At 58.0% G+C, this 22,907-nt stretch carries 26 protein-coding genes; 10 read left to right on the top strand and 16 right to left on the bottom strand.

Going from position 1 to position 22,907, the window contains the following annotated elements:
- Positions 1-9 precede the first annotated feature (9 nt).
- Positions 10-900: an oxidoreductase gene (locus N037_RS14895; protein ID WP_023334808.1), complete on the top strand. Its 891-nt coding sequence runs from the start codon at positions 10-12 to the stop codon at positions 898-900.
- Here N037_RS14895 and N037_RS14890 read toward each other — a convergent pair.
- On the bottom strand, positions 897-1,691 hold the full coding sequence (locus tag N037_RS14890; protein ID WP_032641856.1) for an AraC family transcriptional regulator: 795 nt from the start codon (positions 1,689-1,691) through the stop codon (positions 897-899). The genes N037_RS14895 and N037_RS14890 overlap by 4 nt on opposite strands.
- A gap of 76 nt (positions 1,692-1,767) precedes the next feature.
- On the opposite strand from N037_RS14890, the gene N037_RS14885 reads away from it, so the two are divergent.
- Genes N037_RS14885 through N037_RS14875 form a run of 3 tightly spaced genes read left to right on the top strand, consistent with a single transcriptional unit; the run spans position 1,768 to position 4,803 of the window.
- Positions 1,768-3,735 (top strand): FUSC family protein, encoded by a 1,968-nt coding sequence (locus N037_RS14885; protein WP_050511257.1) that lies wholly within the window; start codon positions 1,768-1,770, stop codon positions 3,733-3,735.
- Positions 3,728-3,943, top strand: a complete 216-nt coding sequence (locus N037_RS14880) for a DUF1656 domain-containing protein (protein ID WP_032641854.1) — start codon at positions 3,728-3,730, stop codon at positions 3,941-3,943. Before N037_RS14885 ends, N037_RS14880 begins: the two co-directional genes overlap by 8 nt.
- Positions 3,940-4,803 carry an efflux RND transporter periplasmic adaptor subunit gene (locus tag N037_RS14875; protein ID WP_032641851.1) on the top strand — a complete coding sequence of 288 codons (864 nt, stop codon included), beginning with the start codon at positions 3,940-3,942 and terminating at the stop codon, positions 4,801-4,803. The genes N037_RS14880 and N037_RS14875 overlap by 4 nt, the downstream gene beginning before the upstream one ends.
- 86 nt (positions 4,804-4,889) lie before the next feature.
- Here N037_RS14875 and N037_RS14870 read toward each other — a convergent pair whose 3' ends face one another.
- Together N037_RS14870 and N037_RS14865 are read right to left on the bottom strand one after the other, a co-directional pair.
- Entirely contained in the window at positions 4,890-5,441 is a 552-nt protein-coding gene (locus tag N037_RS14870; RefSeq protein ID WP_072163981.1) for a GNAT family N-acetyltransferase, read from the bottom strand.
- Positions 5,442-5,653: 212 nt separating this feature from the next.
- On the bottom strand, positions 5,654-6,109 hold the full coding sequence (locus N037_RS14865; RefSeq protein ID WP_032641845.1) for a hypothetical protein: 456 nt from the start codon (positions 6,107-6,109) through the stop codon (positions 5,654-5,656).
- A gap of 621 nt (positions 6,110-6,730) precedes the next feature.
- Here N037_RS14865 and cspE point away from each other — a divergent pair.
- Positions 6,731-6,943, top strand: coding sequence for a transcription antiterminator/RNA stability regulator CspE (gene cspE, locus N037_RS14860; RefSeq protein ID WP_022647355.1), 213 nt, complete (start codon positions 6,731-6,733; stop codon positions 6,941-6,943).
- A gap of 209 nt (positions 6,944-7,152) precedes the next feature.
- Here cspE and N037_RS14855 read toward each other — a convergent pair whose 3' ends face one another.
- From N037_RS14855 to N037_RS14830, 6 genes are all read right to left on the bottom strand, one after another.
- On the bottom strand, positions 7,153-7,743 hold the full coding sequence (locus N037_RS14855) for a hypothetical protein (protein ID WP_032641842.1): 591 nt from the start codon (positions 7,741-7,743) through the stop codon (positions 7,153-7,155).
- 558 nt (positions 7,744-8,301) lie between these two features.
- Entirely contained in the window at positions 8,302-8,736 is a 435-nt protein-coding gene (locus N037_RS14850; RefSeq protein ID WP_032641840.1) for a hypothetical protein, read from the bottom strand.
- On the bottom strand, positions 8,733-9,089 hold the full coding sequence (locus N037_RS14845; protein ID WP_032641838.1) for a tlde1 domain-containing protein: 357 nt from the start codon (positions 9,087-9,089) through the stop codon (positions 8,733-8,735). Before N037_RS14845 ends, N037_RS14850 begins: the two co-directional genes overlap by 4 nt.
- Positions 9,090-9,099: 10 nt before the next feature.
- Complete coding sequence (locus N037_RS14840; RefSeq protein ID WP_032641836.1) at positions 9,100-9,591, bottom strand: Hcp family type VI secretion system effector; 492 nt, start codon at positions 9,589-9,591, stop codon at positions 9,100-9,102.
- 492 nt (positions 9,592-10,083) lie between these two features.
- Positions 10,084-10,362, bottom strand: coding sequence for a hypothetical protein (locus tag N037_RS14835; RefSeq protein WP_032641834.1), 279 nt, complete (start codon positions 10,360-10,362; stop codon positions 10,084-10,086).
- A 271-nt stretch (positions 10,363-10,633) separates the two neighbouring features.
- Positions 10,634-11,518, bottom strand: a complete 885-nt coding sequence (locus tag N037_RS14830; protein WP_032641832.1) for a LysR family transcriptional regulator — start codon at positions 11,516-11,518, stop codon at positions 10,634-10,636.
- 120 nt (positions 11,519-11,638) lie between these two features.
- Between N037_RS14830 and gstA the strand changes: the two genes are divergently transcribed.
- Entirely contained in the window at positions 11,639-12,244 is a 606-nt protein-coding gene (gstA, locus tag N037_RS14825; protein ID WP_032641830.1) for a glutathione transferase GstA, read from the top strand.
- A gap of 81 nt (positions 12,245-12,325) precedes the next feature.
- Here the strand turns inward: gstA and N037_RS24090 are convergent, their stop codons facing one another.
- Together N037_RS24090 and N037_RS14820 are read right to left on the bottom strand one after the other, a co-directional pair.
- Complete coding sequence (locus N037_RS24090; protein WP_072163978.1) at positions 12,326-12,592, bottom strand: hypothetical protein; 267 nt, start codon at positions 12,590-12,592, stop codon at positions 12,326-12,328.
- A gap of 246 nt (positions 12,593-12,838) precedes the next feature.
- Complete coding sequence (locus N037_RS14820; protein ID WP_032641828.1) at positions 12,839-13,720, bottom strand: LysR family transcriptional regulator; 882 nt, start codon at positions 13,718-13,720, stop codon at positions 12,839-12,841.
- A 105-nt stretch (positions 13,721-13,825) separates the two neighbouring features.
- Here N037_RS14820 and budA point away from each other — a divergent pair, with 105 nt between their 5' ends.
- From budA to N037_RS14800, 4 genes are all read left to right on the top strand, one after another.
- A complete protein-coding gene (budA, locus tag N037_RS14815) occupies positions 13,826-14,605 on the top strand; it encodes an acetolactate decarboxylase (RefSeq protein ID WP_023310680.1) in 780 nt (259 codons plus the stop codon).
- A gap of 13 nt (positions 14,606-14,618) precedes the next feature.
- Positions 14,619-16,298 carry an acetolactate synthase AlsS gene (gene alsS / locus N037_RS14810; RefSeq protein ID WP_032641826.1) on the top strand — a complete coding sequence of 560 codons (1,680 nt, stop codon included), beginning with the start codon at positions 14,619-14,621 and terminating at the stop codon, positions 16,296-16,298.
- Positions 16,299-16,318: 20 nt separating this feature from the next.
- Positions 16,319-17,089 (top strand): (S)-acetoin forming diacetyl reductase, encoded by a 771-nt coding sequence (locus N037_RS14805; protein WP_024906954.1) that lies wholly within the window; start codon positions 16,319-16,321, stop codon positions 17,087-17,089.
- A gap of 131 nt (positions 17,090-17,220) precedes the next feature.
- Entirely contained in the window at positions 17,221-17,694 is a 474-nt protein-coding gene (locus tag N037_RS14800; RefSeq protein WP_032641824.1) for a cold-shock protein, read from the top strand.
- A gap of 108 nt (positions 17,695-17,802) precedes the next feature.
- Here the strand turns inward: N037_RS14800 and N037_RS14795 are convergent, their stop codons facing one another.
- From N037_RS14795 to N037_RS14775, 5 genes are all read right to left on the bottom strand, one after another.
- A complete protein-coding gene (locus N037_RS14795; protein WP_023334823.1) occupies positions 17,803-18,507 on the bottom strand; it encodes an ABC transporter ATP-binding protein in 705 nt (234 codons plus the stop codon).
- The gene (locus N037_RS14790) at positions 18,494-19,330 is read right to left on the bottom strand and encodes an ABC transporter ATP-binding protein (RefSeq protein WP_032641822.1); all 837 of its coding nucleotides are present in this window, start codon (positions 19,328-19,330) and stop codon (positions 18,494-18,496) included. Before N037_RS14790 ends, N037_RS14795 begins: the two co-directional genes overlap by 14 nt.
- Complete coding sequence (locus N037_RS14785; RefSeq protein WP_032641821.1) at positions 19,323-20,156, bottom strand: ABC transporter permease; 834 nt, start codon at positions 20,154-20,156, stop codon at positions 19,323-19,325. Before N037_RS14785 ends, N037_RS14790 begins: the two co-directional genes overlap by 8 nt.
- Complete coding sequence (locus tag N037_RS14780) at positions 20,156-21,169, bottom strand: ABC transporter permease (RefSeq protein WP_032641819.1); 1,014 nt, start codon at positions 21,167-21,169, stop codon at positions 20,156-20,158. Before N037_RS14780 ends, N037_RS14785 begins: the two co-directional genes overlap by 1 nt.
- A 98-nt stretch (positions 21,170-21,267) precedes the next feature.
- Positions 21,268-22,836, bottom strand: coding sequence for an ABC transporter substrate-binding protein (locus N037_RS14775; RefSeq protein ID WP_032641817.1), 1,569 nt, complete (start codon positions 22,834-22,836; stop codon positions 21,268-21,270).
- Positions 22,837-22,907 lie beyond the last annotated feature (71 nt).

The raw sequence follows: 22,907 nt of genomic DNA, 5'->3' as shown, positions 1-22,907 counted from the left end.
GAGTTAACCATGTCTGACCATCCTGTGATTGCGCTGATAGGTCCCGGTGCGATTGGGACCACCATTGCCGCAGTGCTGCACGACGCGGGCCGTACGCCGCTGCTGTGCGGACGCACCGCGCATCCTGAACTGCGTTTGCGCTACGACGAGGGTGAAACCGTGGTGCCCGGTCCGGTATTAACCGATCCGGCCGTCATCACGCGCCCCGTCGATCTCGTTTTTGTGGCGGTAAAAACGACGCAAAATGCCGACAGCGCCGGATGGCTGCGCGCCCTGTGCGATGAAAAAACGGTGGTCTGCGCCCTGCAAAACGGCGTGGAGCAGAAAGCCCAGCTTGAGCCGTGGGTTAACGGCGCAGCGGTGCTGCCGTCAGTAGTCTGGTTCCCGGCGCAGCGCGAGCCGGATGCGTCCGTGTGGCTGCGGGCCAAACCGCGCCTGACGCTGCCGGACGTGCCGCAGGCGCAGCGGGTGGTGGAGGCGCTTCACGATACGCGCTGCGCGGTTGAGCTCTCGGCAGATTTCGCCACCGTCGCCTGGCGCAAGCTGCTGCAAAACGCGGTCGCCGGGCTGATGGTGCTTTCTAACCGCCGCGCCGGGATGTTCAGACGCGGGGACATCAGCGAGCTTTCGCTGGCCTACCTGCGAGAGGGGCTTACCGTCGCCCGCGCCGAAGGGGCGAAGCTGGGCGATGACGTGGCCCAGGAGATCCTGACGAACTTCCAGCGTGCGCCTGAGGACCTGGGCACCTCGATCCTTGCCGACCGTCAGGCCGATCGTCCGATGGAGTGGGATATCCGCAACGGCGTGATCCAGCGCTACGGCCGCAAACACGGTATTGCGGTGCCCATCAGCGACGTGGTGGTGCCGCTGCTGGCGGCGGGGAGCGAGGGGCCGGGCTAACGGCCGCTGTTTTTCCGCTCGGCAAAGTAGTGTGCGGGCGTGCTGCCCATCGCTTTTCTGAACATGGTGATAAACGCATTCACGGATTCGTACCCGAGCGTTGTCGCCACGTTCTGGACGGGCACGCCGCTTGCCAGCTCCCGCAGGGCAATAATCAAATGCAGCTGCTGGCGCCATCGCCCGAAGCTTAGCCCGGTCTCGCGCTGCATCAGGCGGGCAAACGAGCGCTCGCTGAGGGCGAGCCGTTTCGCCCAGTCTTTCAGGGTGCTTCTGTCCTCAGGGCGGCTAACCAGCGCGTCGGCCATGGCGCGAATTTTCGGGTCGGCTGAGACCGGCAGGCTCAGCTTCTGCTGGGGCATGCTGGCGAGCTCGTCCAGCGTCACCCGGGTCAGCCTGGCGACGTGGCTGTCGGGGGGATAATCCCCCCCTTCGTGCGTCAGACGATCGACCAGCTCCTTAATCAATGGCGAGATCGCCAGCGTGCAACACTTCTCCGGCAGCGCCGCCGCGCCGGGCTCAATAAACAGATAGTTGAGATGCGCGTTCCAGGTCGCTTTGGCGCTGTGCGGGATCCCGCCGGGGATCCAGACGGCGCAGTCCGGCGGCACGATCCAGATATCGTTTTCCGCATAACAGCTGACCGCGCCGTAGCGGGCAATAATCAGCTGCCCCTTACGGTGGGTGTGTACCGGCACTTCTGCGGCGTAGTCCACGAAGTCCAGATGACGCGCCACGGCAGGGGAGGCGCTAGAGTCAGGGTCATACAGCGTATGAGCGAGTTGAGGTTTCACGATTCTGGCAACTTTTAGGTATTTTTTGACAGAATAGAGTATTTAAGCAGGTCTGCAAGCCGGTAATAATCCCGGCATGAAAAACATTTTCTCTCATCCCGCGCTGCGAAACGATGCGGGCGCGCTGATCTACGCCGCGAAGAGTTTCGCCGCAGCGATGCTCGCGTATTACCTCGCCCTGTCTATCGGCCTCGAGCGTCCTTCGTGGGCCATTATTACGGTTTACATCGTATCGCAGACGTCGGTGGGGGCATCGCTGAGCCGAAGCCTCTACCGGCTGGCCGGTACGGTTGTCGGGGCCTGCGCGACCGTTCTGATTATCCCCACCTTCGCGAATACGCCGATCCTGTGCAGCGTTGTGCTGACGGGCTGGATCGCGTTCTGCCTGTGGCTCTCCCTGCTGGAGCGCACGCCCCGGGCCTATGCCTTCGTGCTGGCGGGCTACACCGCGAGCCTGATTGGCTTTCCGGCGGTATCCGATCCCGGCGGCATCTTTAACGTCGCCATCGTCCGCGTGCAGGAGATCGCGCTTGGGATTTTCTGCGCGGCGCTGATTCACCGCTACGTGCTGCCCGCGCGGGTATCGGGCCAGTTCAACGCTAAGCTATCCCAGACGCTACGGGCCGCGCGCGGGCGGGTGGCGGATACCTTAGCCGGTAAACCCGATGCGGCTTCCGGCCCGCTGCATCTGGCCCTGGCGCTGCAGTTCCTGCAGGGCATCAGCCACCATATTCCGTACGATTTTGCCCTCTCAGCCCCGGTGCGGCAGGCCAGAAAAGGGATTCACGATCGGCTGGCGCGGCTGGTTATCGTCAACTGTGAACTGCACGATCTCCTGCCAGCGATCGGAACCCTGCCCGCCGACGTGCAGGCATTGCTGGAGGAGGTTCAGGCATGGCTGGCCGCTGAAGGCGCGAGTGCCAGCAGCACGGCAGAGGCGCTGCGGCTCCGCTGTGCGCTTCTCATCGATCGGTATGCCGCGCAGGCGCAGACGCTTGACGACGCGCTGCAGGTCAGTTTTATCCGCTACCTCTCGGAGGCGATCGCGCTTCTGCAGCAGTGCGAACGTCTTTCCGGGGCTATCCTCCACGCCAAACTCGTGTTTGGTGAGATGCAAACCCGCGCGGCAAAAGGCTACGTTTTTCACCGCGATCCTCTTACCGCCGCCCGCACGGCGCTGGGGGCTTTCGCCATCATTCTGAGCGGCTGTCTGGTCTGGATCTTTTCAGCGTGGCCGGATGGCGGTACGGCGGTGTCTATCCTGGGGGTCTGCTGCACGCTGTTTGGCAGCTTCGACACCCCGGCGCCACACATTGTGAAGTACATCGTTGGCTCGTTCTGGGGCGTGCTGATAAGCCTGCTCTACAGCTTTGCGCTGCTGCCGCAGGTAAGCGATTTCCCGGTGCTGGTGGCGGTGCTTGCCCCGGCGTATCTGCTGGCCGGGTCGCTTCAGGCGCGTCCGCCCACCACGTTCATGGCGATGGGCATCACCCTGACGCTGCCCATTCTGTGCGAGCTGGGGGCGCACTACAGCGGAGACTTCGCCGTTGCGGCTAACACTGCCATTGCGCTCTTTGCCGCGACCGGTTTTGCCGTCATCAGCATGAGCCTGCTGCAAACCGTGCAGGTGGATGGCGCTATCACCCGCCTGCTGAACCTGTGCCAGCGCGACATTCGCCGCAGCGTGAAGGGCACGCTGCGGATTGATGAAACGCACTGGATCAACCTGATGATGGACCGCACCGCCCTGCTGCTGCCGCGCCTGCAGCGCAGCAAATATGCGCCAGAGCAGGCGCTTGACCGGCTGCTGCACGCGCTGCGTCTGGGGCTTTCGGTCATGCATTTACGCCGCTGTGACGCACCGCCCGGCAGGGAGGTTGACGCGCTTTTTCATCAGATAAACGCCGCAGACCGCCACGTCTTACGCGAGCGTATCGCCACCCTTATCGCGCGCCATCTGCCTGCGGCAGATGAACATACGCGCCAGTTTGTCTTCATGCTGGTGGATCTGCACTGTGCATTACGGGAGCCAGACCATGGTTAACGATCTCAATATCGGCGGCGTTTTTATTCCGGGGCTGCTGATGGTCGCCCTTGCGGCGCTGGTCTGCACGCTGAGCCTCGTGGCGCTTTTCTCTCTCAGCAGGCTCTACCGGCACCTGCCGTTTCGCCCGCTGATGGATGTTTCAACCTGGATTGTCACTTTTTTCCTGCTGATGCAGGGTCTGACCGCGTTGGGGTTATTGTCATGAAATCACTGCTCTCTTTACTGGCTCGTTATGCGCTGACATTGAGCGTCGTCGCGGCGGCCACGCTTCTGGCATTTCTGATGTGGAAACACTACGCGCAAACGCCGTGGACCCGCGACGGCCGCGTGCGGGCGGACGTGGTGCAGATTGCGCCGGACGTCTCCGGGCCTGTCATCAGCGTGGCCGTGCGGGACAACCAGTGGGTAAACCAGGGCGATGTGCTTTACGCTATCGATCCGCGCTGGCTTAAGCTGGCGGTGGTCAGCGCGCAGGCGGACGTCGAGTCGAAACGCCATGAGATGCTGATGCGCCAGGATGCGGCCCGTCGCCGCACGCTGATTAAAAACGCCATCTCCAGCGAAGATTTGCAGCAAACCGGCAGCGCGGCGAACGTCGCGGCGGCCAATTATCACGGCGCGCTGGCCGCGCTGGATCTGGCAGAGCTTAATCTGGCGCACGCCACCGTGCGCGCGCCGGTTTCGGGGTACGTCACGCACCTGCGGCTTCGCCCCGGAGACTACGCGACGGCGGGGGAGACAAAGGTTGCCATCGTCGATGCCCACAGCTTCTGGGTGGTGGGGTACTTTGAGGAGACCAGGCTGCGCCATATTCACGTCGGGGATGCCGCGCAGGTTGTGCTGATGGGGTATGAGCCTGTCATCACGGGGCACGTGGAGAGCATCGGGCATGGGATCGGGGACAGCAACGACGAGACGGGCGGGCTGGGGCTGCCCGACGTGGAGCCTACCTTCAGCTGGGTCCGGCTGGCGCAGCGCGTGCCGGTGCGCATTCATATCGACAGGTTACCGGAGGGAGTTGAGCTGGTGGCGGGGCTGTCGGCGAGCGTGGCGGTGGGGGGATAGAGGTGAGTGTGAATGTCTGTTTTGTGCCAGGAGCGGACAAGTCCATATCTGTATGTTAAATCCTCTAATGCATCAGAAAGTGAATGTTAAACGGATGCGTTCACTTCTGAGTGTCTTAACCACTCATTCATTGATATCGAATAAAGAAGGCTTGGAGGTGCATCTTTAACATCATGAATCTCTTTGACATATTTTAACCCCGACTTCTGGAGCACTTTCTGTGACGCCATATGATTCTCTCGAACAACAGCTGAAATCTCGGTTAATTTAATACTATCAAATCCAAATTTTATCGCGTATAGGGAAAGTTCTGTGGCCAGGCCTTTACCCCAAGCCTCTGTAGATAAGCGATATCCAAGATTATTGATAACAATATCGTCATAATTACGAATCCCCAGCCCGCCAAAACCGATAATTTGATCAGGATTAGTAAGAAGTGAAATTGCCCAGTTTCCAAACCCATGAGCTTGCCAATGGTCGAGCCAGCGATTCATAACCATTTGTGAATGACCAATGTCCGGATATGGTCCCGCAGGATTAAACGTGTTCGTAGCGGGATCACCGTAAATTTTGAATAGATCGTTTACATCTGATGAGATTACAGGCCGAAGGTACAATCGATTTGTTTGAATTATCAACTTTATCGCCTAACGAATCATGCCATCAATATGCTTTATTAGATGGATCCTTTTGATTTAAGCACACTTTTACGTGGGAGTAACTGGCGAATACATTGACAGCTATGTCCGCTTCTCGCTCTTAACCGACATTCAACAGACAGCATTGTACTTTGCATAAGGCCGAAATCCCACTTCTCACCCAGCAGTATTCCCGCCTCCCATCACCCGCCTCAGTGCGCCGTTATATACGGCTCCTTTACAAACTCCGCCAGTAGCCAGACCATATCATGCAGCAGCCCAGTGAGTTCTTTCACCACGCTTGCAGGTAATGTCCCGCCCATCACCGCCAGCGTTAACGCCACGGTATAGTCCACCTGCAACGTCGTCTCCTGCCAGCAGTCTGGCACGCAGGAGATAACCTTTTCCCCTGCAATCAACTGTTCAACCAGATACGGCGGAAGATCATCATCGCAGCACTCACGCAGCCGCTTCAGCGCAGCCAGCAATCGCTCACAGAGCGTGGTAAACGTCACCGCGTCGTCAGTTTCCACCAGCACGCTCACATAAGCGGTGCAGGCATCAGCCAGCCCGAAGAGATCCGCAGAATCGGAAATTGAATGGTTGATGAGGTGATGAACAGCGCTTTCCTCAGAGAGCGCGTAAGAAAATTTAGGAGTAGTCGCCATTTAGCATCCTCTTTGTCCAAAAAACGTCATGTAATGCTAACGGGTTCCTACGCACGGTTACGGATGTGCCGCAACGCAGGCACTTTACGACCGCGAAGAAGGGATGAAAAGGGATCACCCTAAATTACATAAGGTTGCTTGCAGCTTTGCGAGGCGGCTTCCAGAAGGGCATTGCCGGGTGGCGGTTACGCCTTACCCGGCCTACAAAACCGAACCGTAGGCCCGCGCAAGCGCAGCGCCGCCGGGCACAGTTTGCACCGGGCTTACTCCTTATGCAGACCTTTTCATTTTGAGTAACCCTTCTACTCACGTCTGCGTCGCCAGGGAAGATGCCCCCCCCGCCGAACCGATGTCTGGCATCGCGAGCAGCCATCCGGGCGTTTAAATGGTTAAAATAAATAATAATAATCATTGCGCAATAAATTTCGCTGTGTCTTAATAGCGTCATCGGTTTGGAATACAGACCTTATGAAAGCAGTTTTAGTAAAGCAGTCCTCAGTTCAGGTGTTATCCATAGATAATCCTTCTTCGTGAGCCTCCTCCTAAGTGCCAAATAAGTAACTCTCGAAATACAGGCCATCATCGCCGCGCTTAAGTGGCTCATAAATTAAGGATTTATCAATGTCTAATAAAATGACTGGTTTAGTAAAATGGTTCAACGCAGATAAAGGTTTTGGCTTTATCACCCCTGACGACGGCAGCAAAGATGTATTCGTACACTTCTCTGCTATTCAGAGCGACAATTTCAAAACGCTTGATGAAGGTCAGAAAGTTTCCTTTACTATTGAGAATGGCGCAAAAGGTCCTGCAGCTGGAAATGTTTCTCCACTGTAACCTGCGCTAAATATCAGTTTGGCGTACGATAGCGATGAAGACAATAGTCCGAGCAGTTAAGCTGTACTGATAAAAAATAAACCCGCACCTGTGCGGGTTTTTTATTTTTAAAGGGTAATGGCACCTGAGTTTTATATGGCAGCCTGCCCATATTCCCTTCACATTCAGCCTCAAAACCTCCAGTGTTCAGGGCATTTCACAGAAATCCCTCACTTCTGATTTTCAACATGCGACCTGACAGCCTCCAGCGTCCTTTTACGGATCCAGCCGCTCCCAGCCCGTATTGCCAGCCAGTAGACCGCCATTTTGAGTTGAGTACGTTTGTCCGGACAATAGACGAAGGTCTCAGTACAGAGTTCATGTTGACCTGGCGCCAGTTCCGCTACCCGGTAGCGCAGCAACAGTTTTGCGCTGCCCGGCCCGGCGGGTGCCTGAAAAGCAATCGCATCGGGCGCGTTTTCCAGACCGAAATCTGTCCGCCAGAATTGCCCTCTTAAGCCAAAGCAGAGCTCGGATGCTGAGCTGTGCAACAGCGTAAAACTGTGCAGCCCAAAGTTGCCCGTCGAGTTAGCCTGCTGATTGTGCAGAAATTTCTGCGGTAATTGCCGCAAAGACATCAGCCGCCGAATGACGGGGTCTTGCTGGACGTCAAAGTTGGCAATCAACGGCAGAATATTTTCTGGATGGGTAGTGTGAATGACCGCTCGATGTTTTTCATGAAACTGGAACTGGGGAAGAAAAGCGGGAACATCCTGCCACTGAGCAAGCGCTTTGCGGGTAACGAATCCGGGGTTAAGCATTTCACGTCCTTGTCATCCCTTACGTCCAGCCAGAATAACAGATGGTATGTCGCAGGCAATTACCAGGAAAAGATAGGGGAAGAGGGCAGTAAATGTAACGAGTCGGTTGGGTTAACGACGTTCGCTTCTTTGCAAATGGAGAAGCTCAGTGATTTCTTTACGCTTTCTTGTTGCCCATTCAGGCTTGATAGAGAGCATTAAACTATATTCCCTTCTGAAATAAACCTCTCTGAATTCTCGTTCAGATGAATGGTTTGCTGCATAAGTTGAGGCCAGCCCCGCTACGGCACTCTCCGCAAACCGATATTTAGAAGCTCATTTCGTGGTTCTTCAATCGTTTTCATAAGCATCTCTTTGTTCTTAATGTAAACGACTCATTATCGCGAATTGGGGGGGATAACCGCAACGGCGTGATCCTATGTTACAGCACTGCGCAAGATATTGCGGTGCCCATCAGTAACGTGTTGGTACCGCCACGGGCTGTGAGGAGCGTGGGGGGAGTTGAGTTATAGTCTGGAGCGAAGGAAAGACCCGGCCGTTGTGCGCCGGGTAACTCTCTTACTGAGTCTGACGGGCTTTCTCTGCTTTCAACTCTTCCATGGTTGCCTCAAGAATCCAGAGGCACTGAGCACCCTCAAACGTTTCCAGCAGCGCCTGGCGGGTGCGCTGATAGAACGCGTCGATTTCTGCGGGGGATTTCTCTAAAGGCGGCGTACAGACAATATCGCTGCCTACCATGTGCGGCCATTTTCCGGCGTCAATGGAGCGGAGCGCTTTCAGCGTTGCGTTGGTGTTTGTTGTAAGGGCTGCGGCCAGGGCATCCTCCAGTTGCTGCGCCTGCTTGACGTCAGCCGTGGCGGCCAGCGCTGGGGTTTGCTCAATCCAGTGTGCATCACCTGAGGCAATTCCCCTTACTGCTGAAGACCAGTCAGTAACGTCAGCTAATGCCGGGGCTGTAAGAGCACATAGCAGCAGTACGATCGGGTATTTCATCGCACTACCTCAAGCACGCCGCCGTCGCGAAGAATCTTACGTCTCGTTGACGGTGAGAGAATGATGCACCCCTCGGATGCAAACCCCGCGGGACCAAACTTGTGGTCACCATGAATGCGGAATTCTGAGCGACCAAAACTTTCGCCCGAGGTTTGCTCAAGAATGATGGTTATCGGTCCTTTAGAATTCGAATGACCCGCGATTTTATACGTCCCGCGAGGCAGTGGCCCCAGTCCTTTCACATGCTGACGGTCCGGGTTGTTTTTATTCGTAAGAGCACCGGAATATCCGGTCTCAATTAATTTGCCGTCTTTATACATCTTGCCGGTAGACTGCTCATACTTCCATCCCATAACATTCTCCTTATGCCGTCTTGCGGTCGTTCCAGCTATCTGAATGTATGATGTTACCGTCGACATAGCGCCAGGTGATTTTTTCATACAGCAGCTCTACCAGCTCAAGATGGTTATGCTTCTCGTAATCAGGATCTTTGACGTCAAGCATCATTGGACAGATGCTGACGATCGTCACTCCCTCCATAAGGGTGGAGAAATATTCCACTTCCTGACCGGCATCGTTGATACGGTAAAACTTTACCTCTGCGGATTTTAGCTTCTGACCTGTACTGACAGCCTTGTACAAATAGGGGCTGGAGGCGTCGATCTCTTTATCGAAAGAATAGGGGGAATGGACGCGAAGGCTTGTCGCCTTGCCGTTATGTTTGTCCGTGGGCTGCATTATGCCGTGGTTCAGTGCGATTATCTCGATACTTCCATCACGACCATGTATATCGACAGAGCCTTTGATGTCGGCACCACCGTCGTCTTTGAGCCATAAATAAGCGGGAATAGCCATTTGTTTAAAACTCCATTTAAGAAAATCCTGAAAAAACCTTTTGCTTTAGTGGGTTACGTAAGTAGTGCAACGCTAGCGTTTACAAAAATCCCCGTCAATTTTTGTATGGTGTGGATATAAAACGATTTGCATTTTCGTTGATACAAATTAAGAAAAGGTGGGGTCTAACGGTTTGTGCGTGGATAAAGTGTTAATGAGTAATACGGTAGTCTTACTTAAAATTTAATCAAGAGAATATTGGTTGAAAGCTCAATAAATATTTGAAGTGTGGTTGTGTTTGTATCGGGTTGGTAATTAATGATTTTATTTCATGGGCTTGCTAATATCTCATTAATTATTCGTAGCCCTTGGCATAATACAAAAATTGAACGATCTCGAGAACGTTCATAGTTCTTACACTCGCTCATAACAGATATTCACCGAATAAAATTTAATTTTGCGGCAAGCCGAATTCTGTTTTGCCCAGGAGAATTCGGGCTCCCTTCAAATCTCTCAATGTGACGTAATATAAGGCTCCTTCACAAACTCCGCCAGCAGCCAGACCATATCATGCAGCAGCCCGGTGAGTTCTTTCGCCACGCTCGCAGGCAACGTTCCATTCATCACCGCCAGCGTTAACGCCACGGCATAGTCCACCAGCACTCTGACACACGCAGTACAGGCATCGGCCAGTTCGAAGAGATCCGCAGAATCGGAAATTGAAGTGTTGATGAAGTGATGAACTGCGCTTTTCTCAGAGAGCGCGTAAGAAAATCCAGGAGTAGTCGCCATTTAGCATCCTCTTTGTCCGAAAAATGTCATGTAATGCTAACGGGTTCCTACGCCCGGTTACGGACGTGCCGCAACGCAGGCACTTTACGACCGCGAAGAAGGGATGAAAAGGGAGTCCCCTGAATGATATAAGGTTGCTTGCAGGTTTGCGAGGCGGCTTCCAGAAGGGCATTGCCGGGTGGCGGCTACGCCTTACCCGGCCTACAAAACCGAGCCGTAGGCCCGTGCAAGCACAGCGCCGCCGGGCACAGTTTGCACCACGGTTACTCCTTCACGCAGACCTTTTCATTTTGAGCAACCCTTCTAATAACGTCTGCGTTGCTCGGGAAGATTTGCCCGCCTGCGAACAAACCAGCCCAAACTCCCGGCACCGCGAAGGCGTCACGGGCACGACGTACAAACCGCGTAATTCATCCGGCAGGGCGGATTCAGGTATCAGCGCGACGCCCATGCCTTCGCGTACCAGCAGGCAGGCGCTAATCCAGTCGCGGACGGTCACCCGCACGTCAGACAGCTGCAAGCCAGCCTGTTCCATCAGGCTTTTTCCATTAACGGCACAACCGCCGGTTGCGAGCACGAAGGGCTGGTCTGCCAGTTCCTCAAGGGTGATGGCGCGCGTACGTGCATAACGAGCTTGACGGTGACTGGCTGGCAGCACCACGACCCATACATCCTGCCCTAAGATCGCTTCAGCACGCCCGGGAACAGGGTTCATGACCACGCCAAGATCAACCGTATCTGCCGCCAGCCACTCTTCGACCTCCTGGTCCGTGCCTTCGAGTACGACCACCTCGATTTCAGGATGCAGGCGCTTAAAGTCGCGCAGCAGTCCGGGCAAAAATGTAGATGTCACTGAAGGAAAACTGGCGAGACGAATGCGCCCGCCATTCAGCCCCCGGCTCTCATCCGCCAGGGAGCGGATGGCGTCCAGCCGCGCAAGCATACTTCTTGCTTCTTTAACAACCCGCTCACCCAGGGCAGTTACGCCGATGTGCCGACGCTCACGCGTGAATACTGCAAATCCTAATGAGGCCTCTAGCTGGGCGATCGCCTGGCTGGCACCAGACTGCGTCATGCCAACCTCTTCAGCGGCACGCGAAATATTACTGGCATCGGCCACTGCAACCAGCAGGCGCCAGTGCAAAAGATTCATCATGGGTATCAGTAGCTCAGCTAATAGTTTATTTATGAATCATTAATTTTACAGCGAGGGTGGCTTTAAGCACAGTGTATTCAAACCGAATCGTCACCACTTATCAGCTTTAACGGAGAGATTATGAAACTCTATTACGCCCCGGACACCTGCTCACTCTCGCCCCATATCGTGCTTCGCGAACTGGCGATTGAGTTTGAGCTGGTTAAAGTGGACAACCGGAGCAAGCTTACCGCTGACGGGCGCGACTTCCTGACCATCAACCCTAAAGGATATGTCGCTGCGCTTGAACTGGATGACGGAAATATCCTGACCGAGGGGCCAGCGATTTTGCAGTACCTGGCAGATCTCAAGCCGGAGAGGGGGCTGGCACCGGGTGCAGACAGCTGGGAGCGAGTGCGGCTTCAGGAATGGCTAAACTTTATCACCAGCGAAATACACGCGGGCTCGGCACCTCTTTTCAATCGTGCGCTGCCCGAAGAGGCCAAAACAATTTTTCGCGAGAAGCTGTTCAGGCGGTTCGATTTTCTTCAGAAGACGCTTTCCGTAAACGCATATCTGACAGGCACGGCGTTTAGCGTGGCGGATGCCTATCTTTTCACCGTGCTGGGATGGTGCACGTTCTTCTCAATTGAACTCAACGACTGGCCCGCACTACTGGCGTACAGGAAAAAAATCAGTGCCCGTCCTGCTGTTCAGGCTGCATTGCATGCGGAGGCGAAAGTCTAGCTCTGCGTATTCCGGCGCAACAATTAACGCCTGAAGCAGGAGGCCGGTGAGGATGTGGAATCAGGATGCGTTAGCATACTGTCACTCTGCATCTGATTGCCTGGCGCTTTTCACTGCATCCTGCTTCCCCGGATTGCATTGCTGTTTTGTTCCGGGAAGATAAAATTTTCCCGACGCGTCCGGATCTGTTCCGCCCGGACAACCCATATGGCCCGGAGCTGAGACGGTGCCATCCGAACCGTTTCCTCCATCAGAACCGTTTCCGCCATCCCCACCATTACCGCCATCGGCAGCATTTACAGCGAATGCGCCGAGTATGAGCAAAAATGCAATAAATCGTGTAGTCATCAAAACCTCCATTGTTCAGGGTATTTCAAGGCATCTTGCCTGCCTGGATTCAGCATTTCTCTTCCTTGTCATCCCTCGAGTGCAGCCAGAGTAACAGATGGTTTGCGGCAGACAATTACCAGGAAAACGTAGTACCGAAGCGTGCATCAACATGACCTTTACCGTTCTAAGAACGACAGAGGCTGGCATTGCCGGGTGGCGGCTGCGCCTTACCCGGCCTACAAAAGCCACCAACCAAACCGGCTGCTACCCCTCGCTCATCATCGTCAAAAAACGCTTCACCGTCCGCGAGCGTTCAAAACGCCGCCAGCACAGCGCGATATCGGTATAGAGCTCCGGTGAGCTTAGCGCGTGATAGGTGACATTCGGCGGAGAAATAGCCGCCATGGATTTCGGTACCAGCGCGAAGCCGCCGCCCGCGGAAACCATGCTCAGGGACGACGAAAGCTGCGACGACTGCAACGCGTGCTGCACGTCAATCCCCGCCCGCTCGCAGCAGCCGTGAACCCGTTCGTACAGCCCCGGCGCGACCTCCTGCGGGAACAGCACCACCGGCGTATCCCGAAGCTGCTCTAACGCCAGCGAATCGCACGCCGCCAGCGGATGATCGCGATGCAGCGCCACCACCATCGGCTCCCGGTCGAGGATTTTTAACTCGAATGCCTTGCTGCTCTCGCACGGCAGGCGCACGAAGGCAATATCCAGTTCACCCTCCGCCAGCATCGCCGTCAGCGAGGACATATTGGCTTCCACTTGGTGAACCTGCACCGCCATGTTCTGCACCTGAAACTGGCGAATCAGCGCGAAAATTTTGGGATGAAAAGCGTCGGAGCTGGTGATGCCAATCGACAGATTGCCGTTCAGCCCGCGCGCGATGCCGCGGGCCTTTTCCAGCGCGGCGTCGCTCAGCGCCAGGATCTTACAGGCATCCTCATAGAAGGCTTCTCCCGCCTCGGTCAGCTCCACGCCTCGCGTCAGGCGCCTGAACAGCGGCGTGCCCACTTCCTCTTCGAGCCGTTTGATCTGCTGACTCAGAGGAGGCTGTGAAATACCCAGCGCTTCGGCCGCCCGGGTGAAGTGTCGCTCGCGTGCAACCGCGACAAAATACCGCAGATAACGAAGTTCCATATCTAAAACGTCTCAAACCAGCATGGTTTCTATATTGGAACTCTCTGCTGAATCGGGTCAACATTTATTTAACCTTTCTAAATAAAGTTGAAGAGGACCAGCACGATGATGCATTCATCTGCCTGCGACTGTGAGGCCAGCCTGTGCGAGACCCTGCGCGGGTTCTCCGCCCAGCATCCTGACAGCGTGATCTATCAGACATCGCTAATGAGCGCCCTGCTAAGCGGCGTGTACGAGGGAGAAACCACCATCGCCGATCTTCTGGCACACGGTGATTTTGGTTTGGGCACCTTCAACGAGCTGGACGGCGAAATGATTGCCTTCAGCAGTCAGGTCTACCAGCTGCGCGCTGACGGCAGCGCCCGGGCCGCGAAGCCAGAGCAGAAAACGCCGTTCGCGGTAATGACCTGGTTCCAGCCGCAGTACCGCAAAACCTTCGATGCGCCGGTCAGCCGCCAGCAGATCCACGACGTCATCGACCAGCAGATCCCCTCCGACAACCTGTTCTGCGCGCTGCGCATCGACGGCAACTTCCGTCACGCCCATACCCGCACGGTACCGCGCCAGAAGCCGCCGTACCGCGCGATGACCGACGTGCTGGACGACCAGCCGGTGTTCCGCTTTAACCAGCGCGAAGGGGTGCTGGTCGGGTTCCGCACGCCGCAGCACATGCAGGGCATTAACGTGGCCGGCTATCACGAGCATTTCATCACCGACGACCGTCAGGGCGGGGGCCATCTGCTCGACTACCAGCTGGAGAGCGGCGTGCTCACCTTCGGTGAAATTCACAAGCTAATGATTGACCTGCCCGCCGACAGCGCGTTCTTACAGGCCAACCTTCACCCCAGCAATCTTGATGCAGCGATCCGTTCCGTCGAAAACTAACAGGAGAACTACCGTGAACAGTGAGAAACAGTCACGTCAGTGGGCGCACGGCGCCGATATGGTTGTCGGCCAGCTGGAAGCGCAGGGCGTGAAGCAGGTGTTCGGGATCCCGGGTGCGAAAATCGACAAGGTCTTTGACTCCCTGCTGGACTCCTCCATCGAGATCATCCCGGTACGCCACGAAGCCAACGCGGCGTTTATGGCGGCGGCGGTCGGGCGGCTGACCGGCAAGGCCGGGGTGGCGCTGGTCACCTCCGGGCCGGGCTGTTCCAACCTGATCACCGGTATCGCCACCGCCAACAGCGAGGGCGACCCGGTGGTGGCGCTGGGCGGGGCGGTGAAGCGGGCGGATAAAGCCAAGCTGGTGCACCAGAGTATGGACACCGTCGCCATGTTCAGCCCTGTCACCAAATACGCCGTGGAGGTCAGTTCGCCGGACGCGATTGCCGAGGTGGTATCGAACGCGTTTCGCGCCGCCGAGCACGGCAGGCCGGGGGGCGCGTTCGTCAGCCTGCCGCAGGATATTGTCGACCAGCCCGCGACGGGGGCGATTTTACCCGCCAGCGGCCCGGCGCTGATGGGCCCGGCACCGGAGTCCGCCATTAACGACGTGGCGAAGCTTATCGAAAAAGCCAAAAACCCGGTCATCCTGCTGGGGCTGATGGCCAGCCAGCCCGCGAACAGCGCCGCGCTGCGCAAGCTGCTGGAGAAAAGCCGCATTCCGGTGACCAGCACCTATCAGGCCGCCGGAGCGGTGAACCAGGAACACTTCACCCGCTTTGCCGGACGCGTCGGTCTGTTCAATAACCAGGCGGGCGACCGGCTGCTGCATCTGGCGGATCTGGTTATCTGCATCGGCTACAGCCCGGTGGAGTACGAGCCGTCCATGTGGAACAGCGGCGACGCGACGCTGGTGCATATCGACGTGCTGCCCGCTTATGAAGAGCGTAACTACGTCCCGGATCTGGAGCTGGTGGGGGACATCGCCGAGACGCTGAACCTGCTCGCTAACCGGATCGATCGTAAGCTCGAGCTGAGCCAGCGGGCCTCCGAAATTCTGGTCGATCGCCAGCATCAGCGGGATCTGCTCGATCGCCGCGGTGCCTCGCTCAACCAGTTTGCCCTGCATCCGCTGCGCATCGTGCGCGCCATGCAGGACATTGTGAATAACGACGTGACGCTCACCGTCGACATGGGCAGCTTCCACATCTGGATCGCCCGCTACCTCTACAGCTTCCGGGCGCGTCAGGTGATGATCTCCAACGGTCAGCAGACCATGGGCGTGGCGCTGCCGTGGGCGATTGGCGCGTGGCTGGTCAACCCGGGGCGCAAGGTGGTCTCTGTCTCCGGTGACGGCGGCTTCCTGCAGTCGAGCATGGAGCTGGAAACCGCGGTGCGCCTCAACGCCAACGTGCTGCACATCATCTGGGTGGATAACGCCTACAACATGGTGGCGATTCAGGAAGAGAAAAAATACCAGCGCCTTTCCGGCGTGGAGTTCGGCCCGGTCGATTTCAAAGCCTATGCCGACGCCTTCGGCGCGAAAGGCTTTGCCGTGGAGAGCGCCGAGGCGCTTGAGCCGACGCTGCGCGCGGCGATGGATGTGGATGGCCCCGCCGTGGTGGCCATTCCCGTCGACTACAGCGATAACCCGCTGCTGATGGGCCAGCTCCATCTCAGCCAGATTTTGTGAATCAATATAAGGACAGAGAAATGCAAAAAGTGGCTCTCGTAACCGGCTCAGGCCAGGGGATTGGCAAAGCGATCGCGCTTCGCCTGGTGAAAGATGGCTTTGCCGTCGCCATCGCCGACTATAACGTTGAGACGGCAAGAGCCGTCGCCGATGAAATCATCCGTAACGGCGGTAACGCCGTCGCCGTGAAGGTGGATGTCTCTGACCGCGAGCAGGTATTTGCCGCGGTGGAGAAGGCCCGCACCGCGCTGGGCGGCTTTAACGTAATCGTGAATAACGCCGGGATTGCGCCGTCTACCCCCATCGAATCCATCACGCCGGACATTGTCGACAAGGTTTACAACATCAACGTGAAAGGGGTGATCTGGGGCATTCAGGCCGCGATTGACGCGTTCCGCAAAGAGGGGCACGGCGGCAAAATCATCAACGCCTGCTCCCAGGCGGGCCACACCGGCAACCCGGAGCTGGCGGTCTACAGTTCCAGCAAGTTCGCAGTGCGCGGCTTAACCCAGACCGCCGCGCGTGATCTCGCGCCGCTGGGGATCACCGTTAACGCCTACTGCCCGGGCATCGTCAAAACGCCGATGTGGGCCGAGATCGACCGTCAGGTCTCCGAGGCGGCGGGTAAACCGCTCGGCTACGGGACCGAAACCTTTGCCAAACGCATCACGCTTGGCCGCCTGTCCGAGCCGGAAGACGTGGCCGCCTGCGTTTCTTACCTCGCCGGGCCGGACTCTGACTATATGACCGGCCAGTCGCTCTTAATTGATGGTGGAATGGTGTTTAATTAAATTCTAATAAGCTCTGACATGAGTTTTCCCCTGCACCCGTGCAGGGGCTTTTTTTTGTCTCCTCCGTCATTGTGCATTACACTGCGCGCTGCAAAACTTTAGTCATTACGATCTGACAGGCGGTAACAGCGATGAACGGTACAATCACAACGTGGTTTAAAGATAAAGGCTTTGGATTTATCAAAGATGAAAACGGCGACAACCGCTATTTTCATGTGATTAAGGTCGCGAACCCCGATCTGATTAAAAAAGATGCCGCGGTGACCTTCGAGCCAACCACCAACAACAAAGGCCTTTCCGCCTATGCGGTGAAGGTGATCCCGGAAAGCAAACATCTCTATATTGCTGGCGAGCGCGTAAAGCTCACCTCGATCAAATCCTTCGTGGTGTTCAGCGAAGAAGAACCGGCTGATGCCAGAATCGACAAAGAGAACGCGGTGCTGTCGGTCGGGCTGCTGATGAACAGCATCAAGCCGAAGTCCGATAAAAAGCCGGGCGAAATGCGCACGGTGAAGAAGCTGGCGATCACCACCTTCCAGAATACGACGATGATCTTCACCGAAGATGAAATCGACATTGATGCCACGGTGAAGCTGCTGAAGTAACGTTTTGCCGGGTGGCGGCTACGCCTTACCCGGCCTACGAAAAACCATCAACGCGGCACGAAACGTAGGCCCGGTAAGCGCAGCGCCACCGGGCACCGCCGCGCGCACTTACCCCATCCTGTGCTCGCCCCTTAACATTGCCTCGCGGTCAAACACCTTCTGGATCTCCCCGTGCGCCATAAACGCTGCCCGGTCGGACATATGCGCAATCACGTCCGCATCGTGGCTCACCAGCAGATAGGTCATGCCGTGCTCGGCCTTCAGGCGGTTCAAAAGATTGAGAATTTCCGCCTGCACCGACATATCCAGTGCCGAAGTCGGCTCGTCCAGCAGCAGTAGCTGCGGGCGCAGCAGCAGCGCCCGGGCAATCGCCACGCGCTGGCGCTGGCCGCCGGAAAGCTGATGCGGATAACGTTTACCCGCGTCGGCGGAAAGCCCCACCTGCTGCAGCGCATCCGCCATTTTCTCCGCGATCTGCGTCTCGCCGTGGATGCTTAACGGCTCCGACAGCGTGCGCGCAATGGTGTGGTTTGGGTGCAGCGACGCCCACGGATCCTGAAATACCATCTGCACGTTGCGGCGAAGCTCGCCGTCAAAACGCCGTCCTGGCCGTAACGCGTCTCCCAGGATCGAAATGCGGCCGTTCCACTCGCGCTGCAGCCCCGCCAGCACGCGCAGAATAGTCGATTTTCCGCAGCCGGATTCACCGATCAGGCTGAAGGTTTCGCCTTTCTCGATGGCAAAGCTGGCGGCGGACACCGCCGTTTTCTCCCCGAAGCTCACCTGGAGATCCTTAACGTCAACGAGCGTCATTATCGGTCTCCTTCCACGGCTGCGAACGGTCCAGCGTCGGCAGCATCTGGCCGAAGGTGCTGGCGTTCGGACGGCAGGTCCACAGGGTGCGCGTATACGGGTGCGTCGCCTGCGACAGCCGGTTCGCCGCCATCTCATCGACCTTTTCGCCCTGATACATCACCAGCACGCGGTCGCAGTGTTCCGCCACCAGCGGCAGATCGTGGCTGATGAGCAGCATCGCCATCTGGCGCTCTTCACACTGCTGCACCAGCAGCTCGAGGATCTGGTTGCGCAGGCGGGCGTCCAGCGCGGAGGTGGGTTCGTCGGCAATCAGCACCTGCGGGTTGTTGATCAGCGCCATCGCAATCATCACCCGCTGGCCCATGCCCCCGGAGAGTTCGCCGGGGTAGCGCTGGAGGACATGTTCGTTGAGCCCGACGGCGCGGGTGACGTCGTGAATGCGCGCCAGGCGTTCGGCGCGGGGCAGGCGCTGATGCAGGGTCAGCGCCTCATCAAGCTGGGCGGCGACGTTTCTCGCCGGATTCAGCGCGTAGCGCGGGTCCTGCAGGACCATCGCAATCCCGTTGCCGCGCAGCGCCTGCCAGCGGCGGGTGCTCAGGGTCAGCAGGTCGTTGCCGAGCACGGTAAGCCGGTTGGCGCTCACGATGCCGGGCCTACGCACCAGCCCCATCAGGGCGCGGGCGGACATCGACTTGCCCGAGCCGGATTCCCCCACCAGCGCCAGCCGCTCGTTGCCCAGCGTGAAGCTCAGGTTGTTGACCACGCGCGCGGCGGGGTAGTCGATATTCAGCGCATCGACGATGACGCGGTGTTCAGTCATGCTGTGGCTCCAGTACGTCGCGCAGGCCATCGCCCAGCAGGTTAAAGGCCAGGCTGGCAAACAGAATCGCCCCGCCCGGAATGGCGGCAATCCACCACTGGTCGAAAATCACCTGCATGCCGTCGGCGATCATCGCGCCCCATTCGGCCATCGGCGGACGTGCGCCAAGGCCGAGGAAGCCGAGACCGGCGGCTGCCAGAATAATGCCTGCCAGATCCAGCGCCAGCCGCACAATCGCGGACGGCAGGCACAGGGGCAGAATATGGCCGACCAGCAGGCGCGGGCCGCGAATGCCCATCATCTCGGCGGCGGCCAGGTAATCGCTGTGGCGCAGACGCTGAATTTCACTCCGCGCCTGCCGCGCGTAGGCGGGCCAGGTAGTTAAGGCCAGCGCCAGCGCGCCGTTGACCAGCCCCGGACCAAGCATCGCCACAAACGCGAAGGCAAGGATCAGGCGCGGCATCGACATCACCACGTCGGTAAAGCGCATCAGGATGCGCTCCAGCCAGCCGCCGTAGTAGCCCGACAAAATCCCCACCAGCAGCCCGGCGGGCAGGGTGATAACGGTGACTAACGCCACCAGCCCGAGCGCCGGACGGGTGCCGTAAATCAGACGCGAAAGCATGTCGCGCCCGTAGCTGTCGGTGCCCAGCCAGTGTTGGCTGTTCGGTGCCTGCAGGCGCGCGGCGGCGTCCTGCCAGTTCGGGTCAAGCGGCGCGAGCCACGGCGCGAACAGGGCAATAAGCACCAGCAGGGCGATGGCGACCAGCCCGCAAAATGCGGCAGGGGAGCGGCGCAGGCGGCGTAAGAAAAGATAAAACGGCATCAGCGCACCCTGGGATCGGTCGCCCGCAAGAGCAGGTCGGTAAGGTTATTGATCAGCACAAAACAGATACCAATCAGCAGCGTGCCGCCCATGACGGCGGTGGTGTCTCCGGCGAACAGGGCGGTGGTGAGATAGCGCCCGATGCCCGGCCAGGAGAAGACGGTTTCGGTCAGCACCGCACCTTCCAGCATGCTGGTATAGGCCAGCGCGATCACCGTCAGCAGGGTTCCACGAATGTTCGGCAGCACGTGGCGCAGCAGAATGGTCATCTCCCCGGCGCCCTTGGCGCGGGCGAGCAGGATGTACTCTTTGTTCATCTCGCTCAGGCAGGCGGATCGCGTCAGGCGTGTGATGCTCGCCAGCGAGTAGTACGCCAGCAGCAGCACCGGCAGCACCAGGTGGTTGATGGCGTTGCGGAACGCCTCGCGATCGCCGGAAAGCCAGGTATCAATCAGCGCAAAGCCGGTGCGCGGCTCGACGGTGAACTGCCAGATATCGTCCAGCCTGCCGGGGCCTGCGCTCCACTGCAGCTTCGCGTAGAACAGGGCCAGCATCAGCAGGCCGAGCCAGAAAATCGGCACCGAGTTGCCGAGCAGGGTGAGCGTTCTGATGGCGAGATCGAGCGGCGAACCGGCGTAGCGGGCGCACAGCACCCCGGCAATCACGCCGAGCACGGCGCCGATGATTAACGCCAGCGTAGCCAGCTCCAGCGTGGCGGGGAACGCGTGCAGCAGGTCCTGCAGCACCGGCTGCCCGGTGGCGCTGGCGGTGCCTAAATCACCGTGGGCAAGGTTTTGCAGGTAGTGCCAGAACTGCACGGGCAGGGGGCGATCCAGCCCCAGCTGGTGGCGAACCTGATCGTAGGTTGACTGGCTGGCGTGATCGCCCACGATCTGCAGCACGCGATCGACCGGTGAAAACGCCGACAGCGCAAACGTGACGAGCAGCAGCCCGAAGAGCGTGAGCAGCAGGGTCAGCAGACCCTGAAGCACGCGGGTGGAAAGATGTGGCATGGGAAATCTCTTCATGCCGGGTGGCGGCTTCGCCTTACCCGGCCTACAAAAACCGAGAACGTAGGCCGGGTAAGCGCAGCGCCACCCGGCAACAAGGGCTACTTCGTGACGCGATCGTACCAGACCATATCCGCGTTCAGCCCCTGCTGATACCCCTTCACGTTATCGCGCACCACGATCTGAGTTTTGCCCTGATCGACGAACACGTACGGCGAGCTCTGCTGCAGCTGTTCCTGCATCTTCTTGTAGAGATCCAGACGCTTGGCCGGATCCGGCTCGGCTACCGCCGCCAGCGTGGCTTTGTTCAGCTCCGGGATTTTCCAGCCGTTAAGCCCCGCCACGGTGCTGGATTTACCGTCGTTCCACGCGAAGGCGCTGGCGTTAGAGTGCGCATCGAAGTAGTCCGGGATCCACAGACGAATCGCCGCCTGGTGCTGCTTCGCGCGCACGCGGGCATAAACCTGGCTCCCGGCGGCAGGCAGCAGATCGACCTTCACGCCCCCCTGCGCAAAGCTCGCCTGCATCGACTGGGCGATGGTGATAAACGGCGGCTTGTTCTCCACGTCCAGCGTGAAGTGCGCATCTTTGATGCCCGCTTTGGCGAGGATGGCTTTCGCTTTTGCCGGGTCAAACGTAAACGGATTTTCCTCCAGCGCGCCCGGCAGCCCGAGCGGCAGGAAGCTCTGGTGAACAAAGTACTGGCCTTTCAGCAGATTTTTGGTGATGCCGTCGTAGTCCACCAGCCAGCGCGAGGCTTCCCAGAACGCCGGGTTGTTCAGCAGCGGGTTGGCGCTGTTGCCGGTGTTAAACACCAGGTAATTTTGCTCGGCGGACGGAATGCTCAGCACCTTCACGCCCGGCTTGCCGTCCAGGGCGCTTATCTGATCTGCCCCCAGATCGCGCGCCACGTCGGCATCACCTTGCTGGATCAGCAGGCGGCGTGAAGCCGGGTCGGGGACGTTTTTAATGATGATGCTTTTAAGCTTCGGCGCGCCGCCGGGGGCGGAGTCGTTGGCTTCCAGCACGATGGCCTGATGCGGCTGATAGACGCGCATTTTGAACGCGCCGCTGCCCGCCGAGTGCATTTTCAGCCACGCGTTGCCGAAGTCGTTATCCTTCACGTTTGCCGCGACCTGCTTTTCATCGACGATGGAGGCAATCGGCGTGGAGAGAATATTTAGCGCCACCGACGGGCTAACGTCCGCCGTCCAGTGAAGCTGGAGGGTATGGTCATCCACCTTTTTCAGCTGGCTGGTGATGTTGCTCGCGTCCCAGCCCAGCACGTTCAGAATAAAGGCCGGGGATTTGTTCAGCGTTACGGCGCGGGTGTATGAGAAGATCACGTCTTCCGGGCGCAGCGGATTGCCGGAGGCGAATTTGGCATCGGGCTTAAGTTTAATCGTCAGCGTTTTTGCTGCCGCATCGGCTTCCCAGCTTTCTGCCAGAATCGGGGTGATTTTTTCCGGGTTATCGCGGTCCGGCTGCACCAGGCGCTGATACAGGCTCGGCACGGTCTGGATGCTGGAAAGCTCGTTGGCTTCGGCCGGGTCGAGGCTCACGATGTCATCCAGCCCCTGGGCAACAACCAGCGTGTTGGGCGGAGTAGCGGCGTGGGCGGCGCCTGAGAGCGCAGCCAGCACCAGTAACGGCAACAGTTTTTTCGTCATAGCGATCCCTGAGAAGAATATATTGTGATTGTTTTATGCTCCGCTACGTTAGGGCGACTCTTACATTCCGC

The sequence above is a fragment of the Enterobacter sp. EGD-HP1 genome (assembly GCF_000733275.2).
In the GTDB taxonomy this organism is placed as follows: domain Bacteria; phylum Pseudomonadota; class Gammaproteobacteria; order Enterobacterales; family Enterobacteriaceae; genus Enterobacter.
This window is presented reverse-complemented; position numbering and strand designations above follow the sequence as displayed.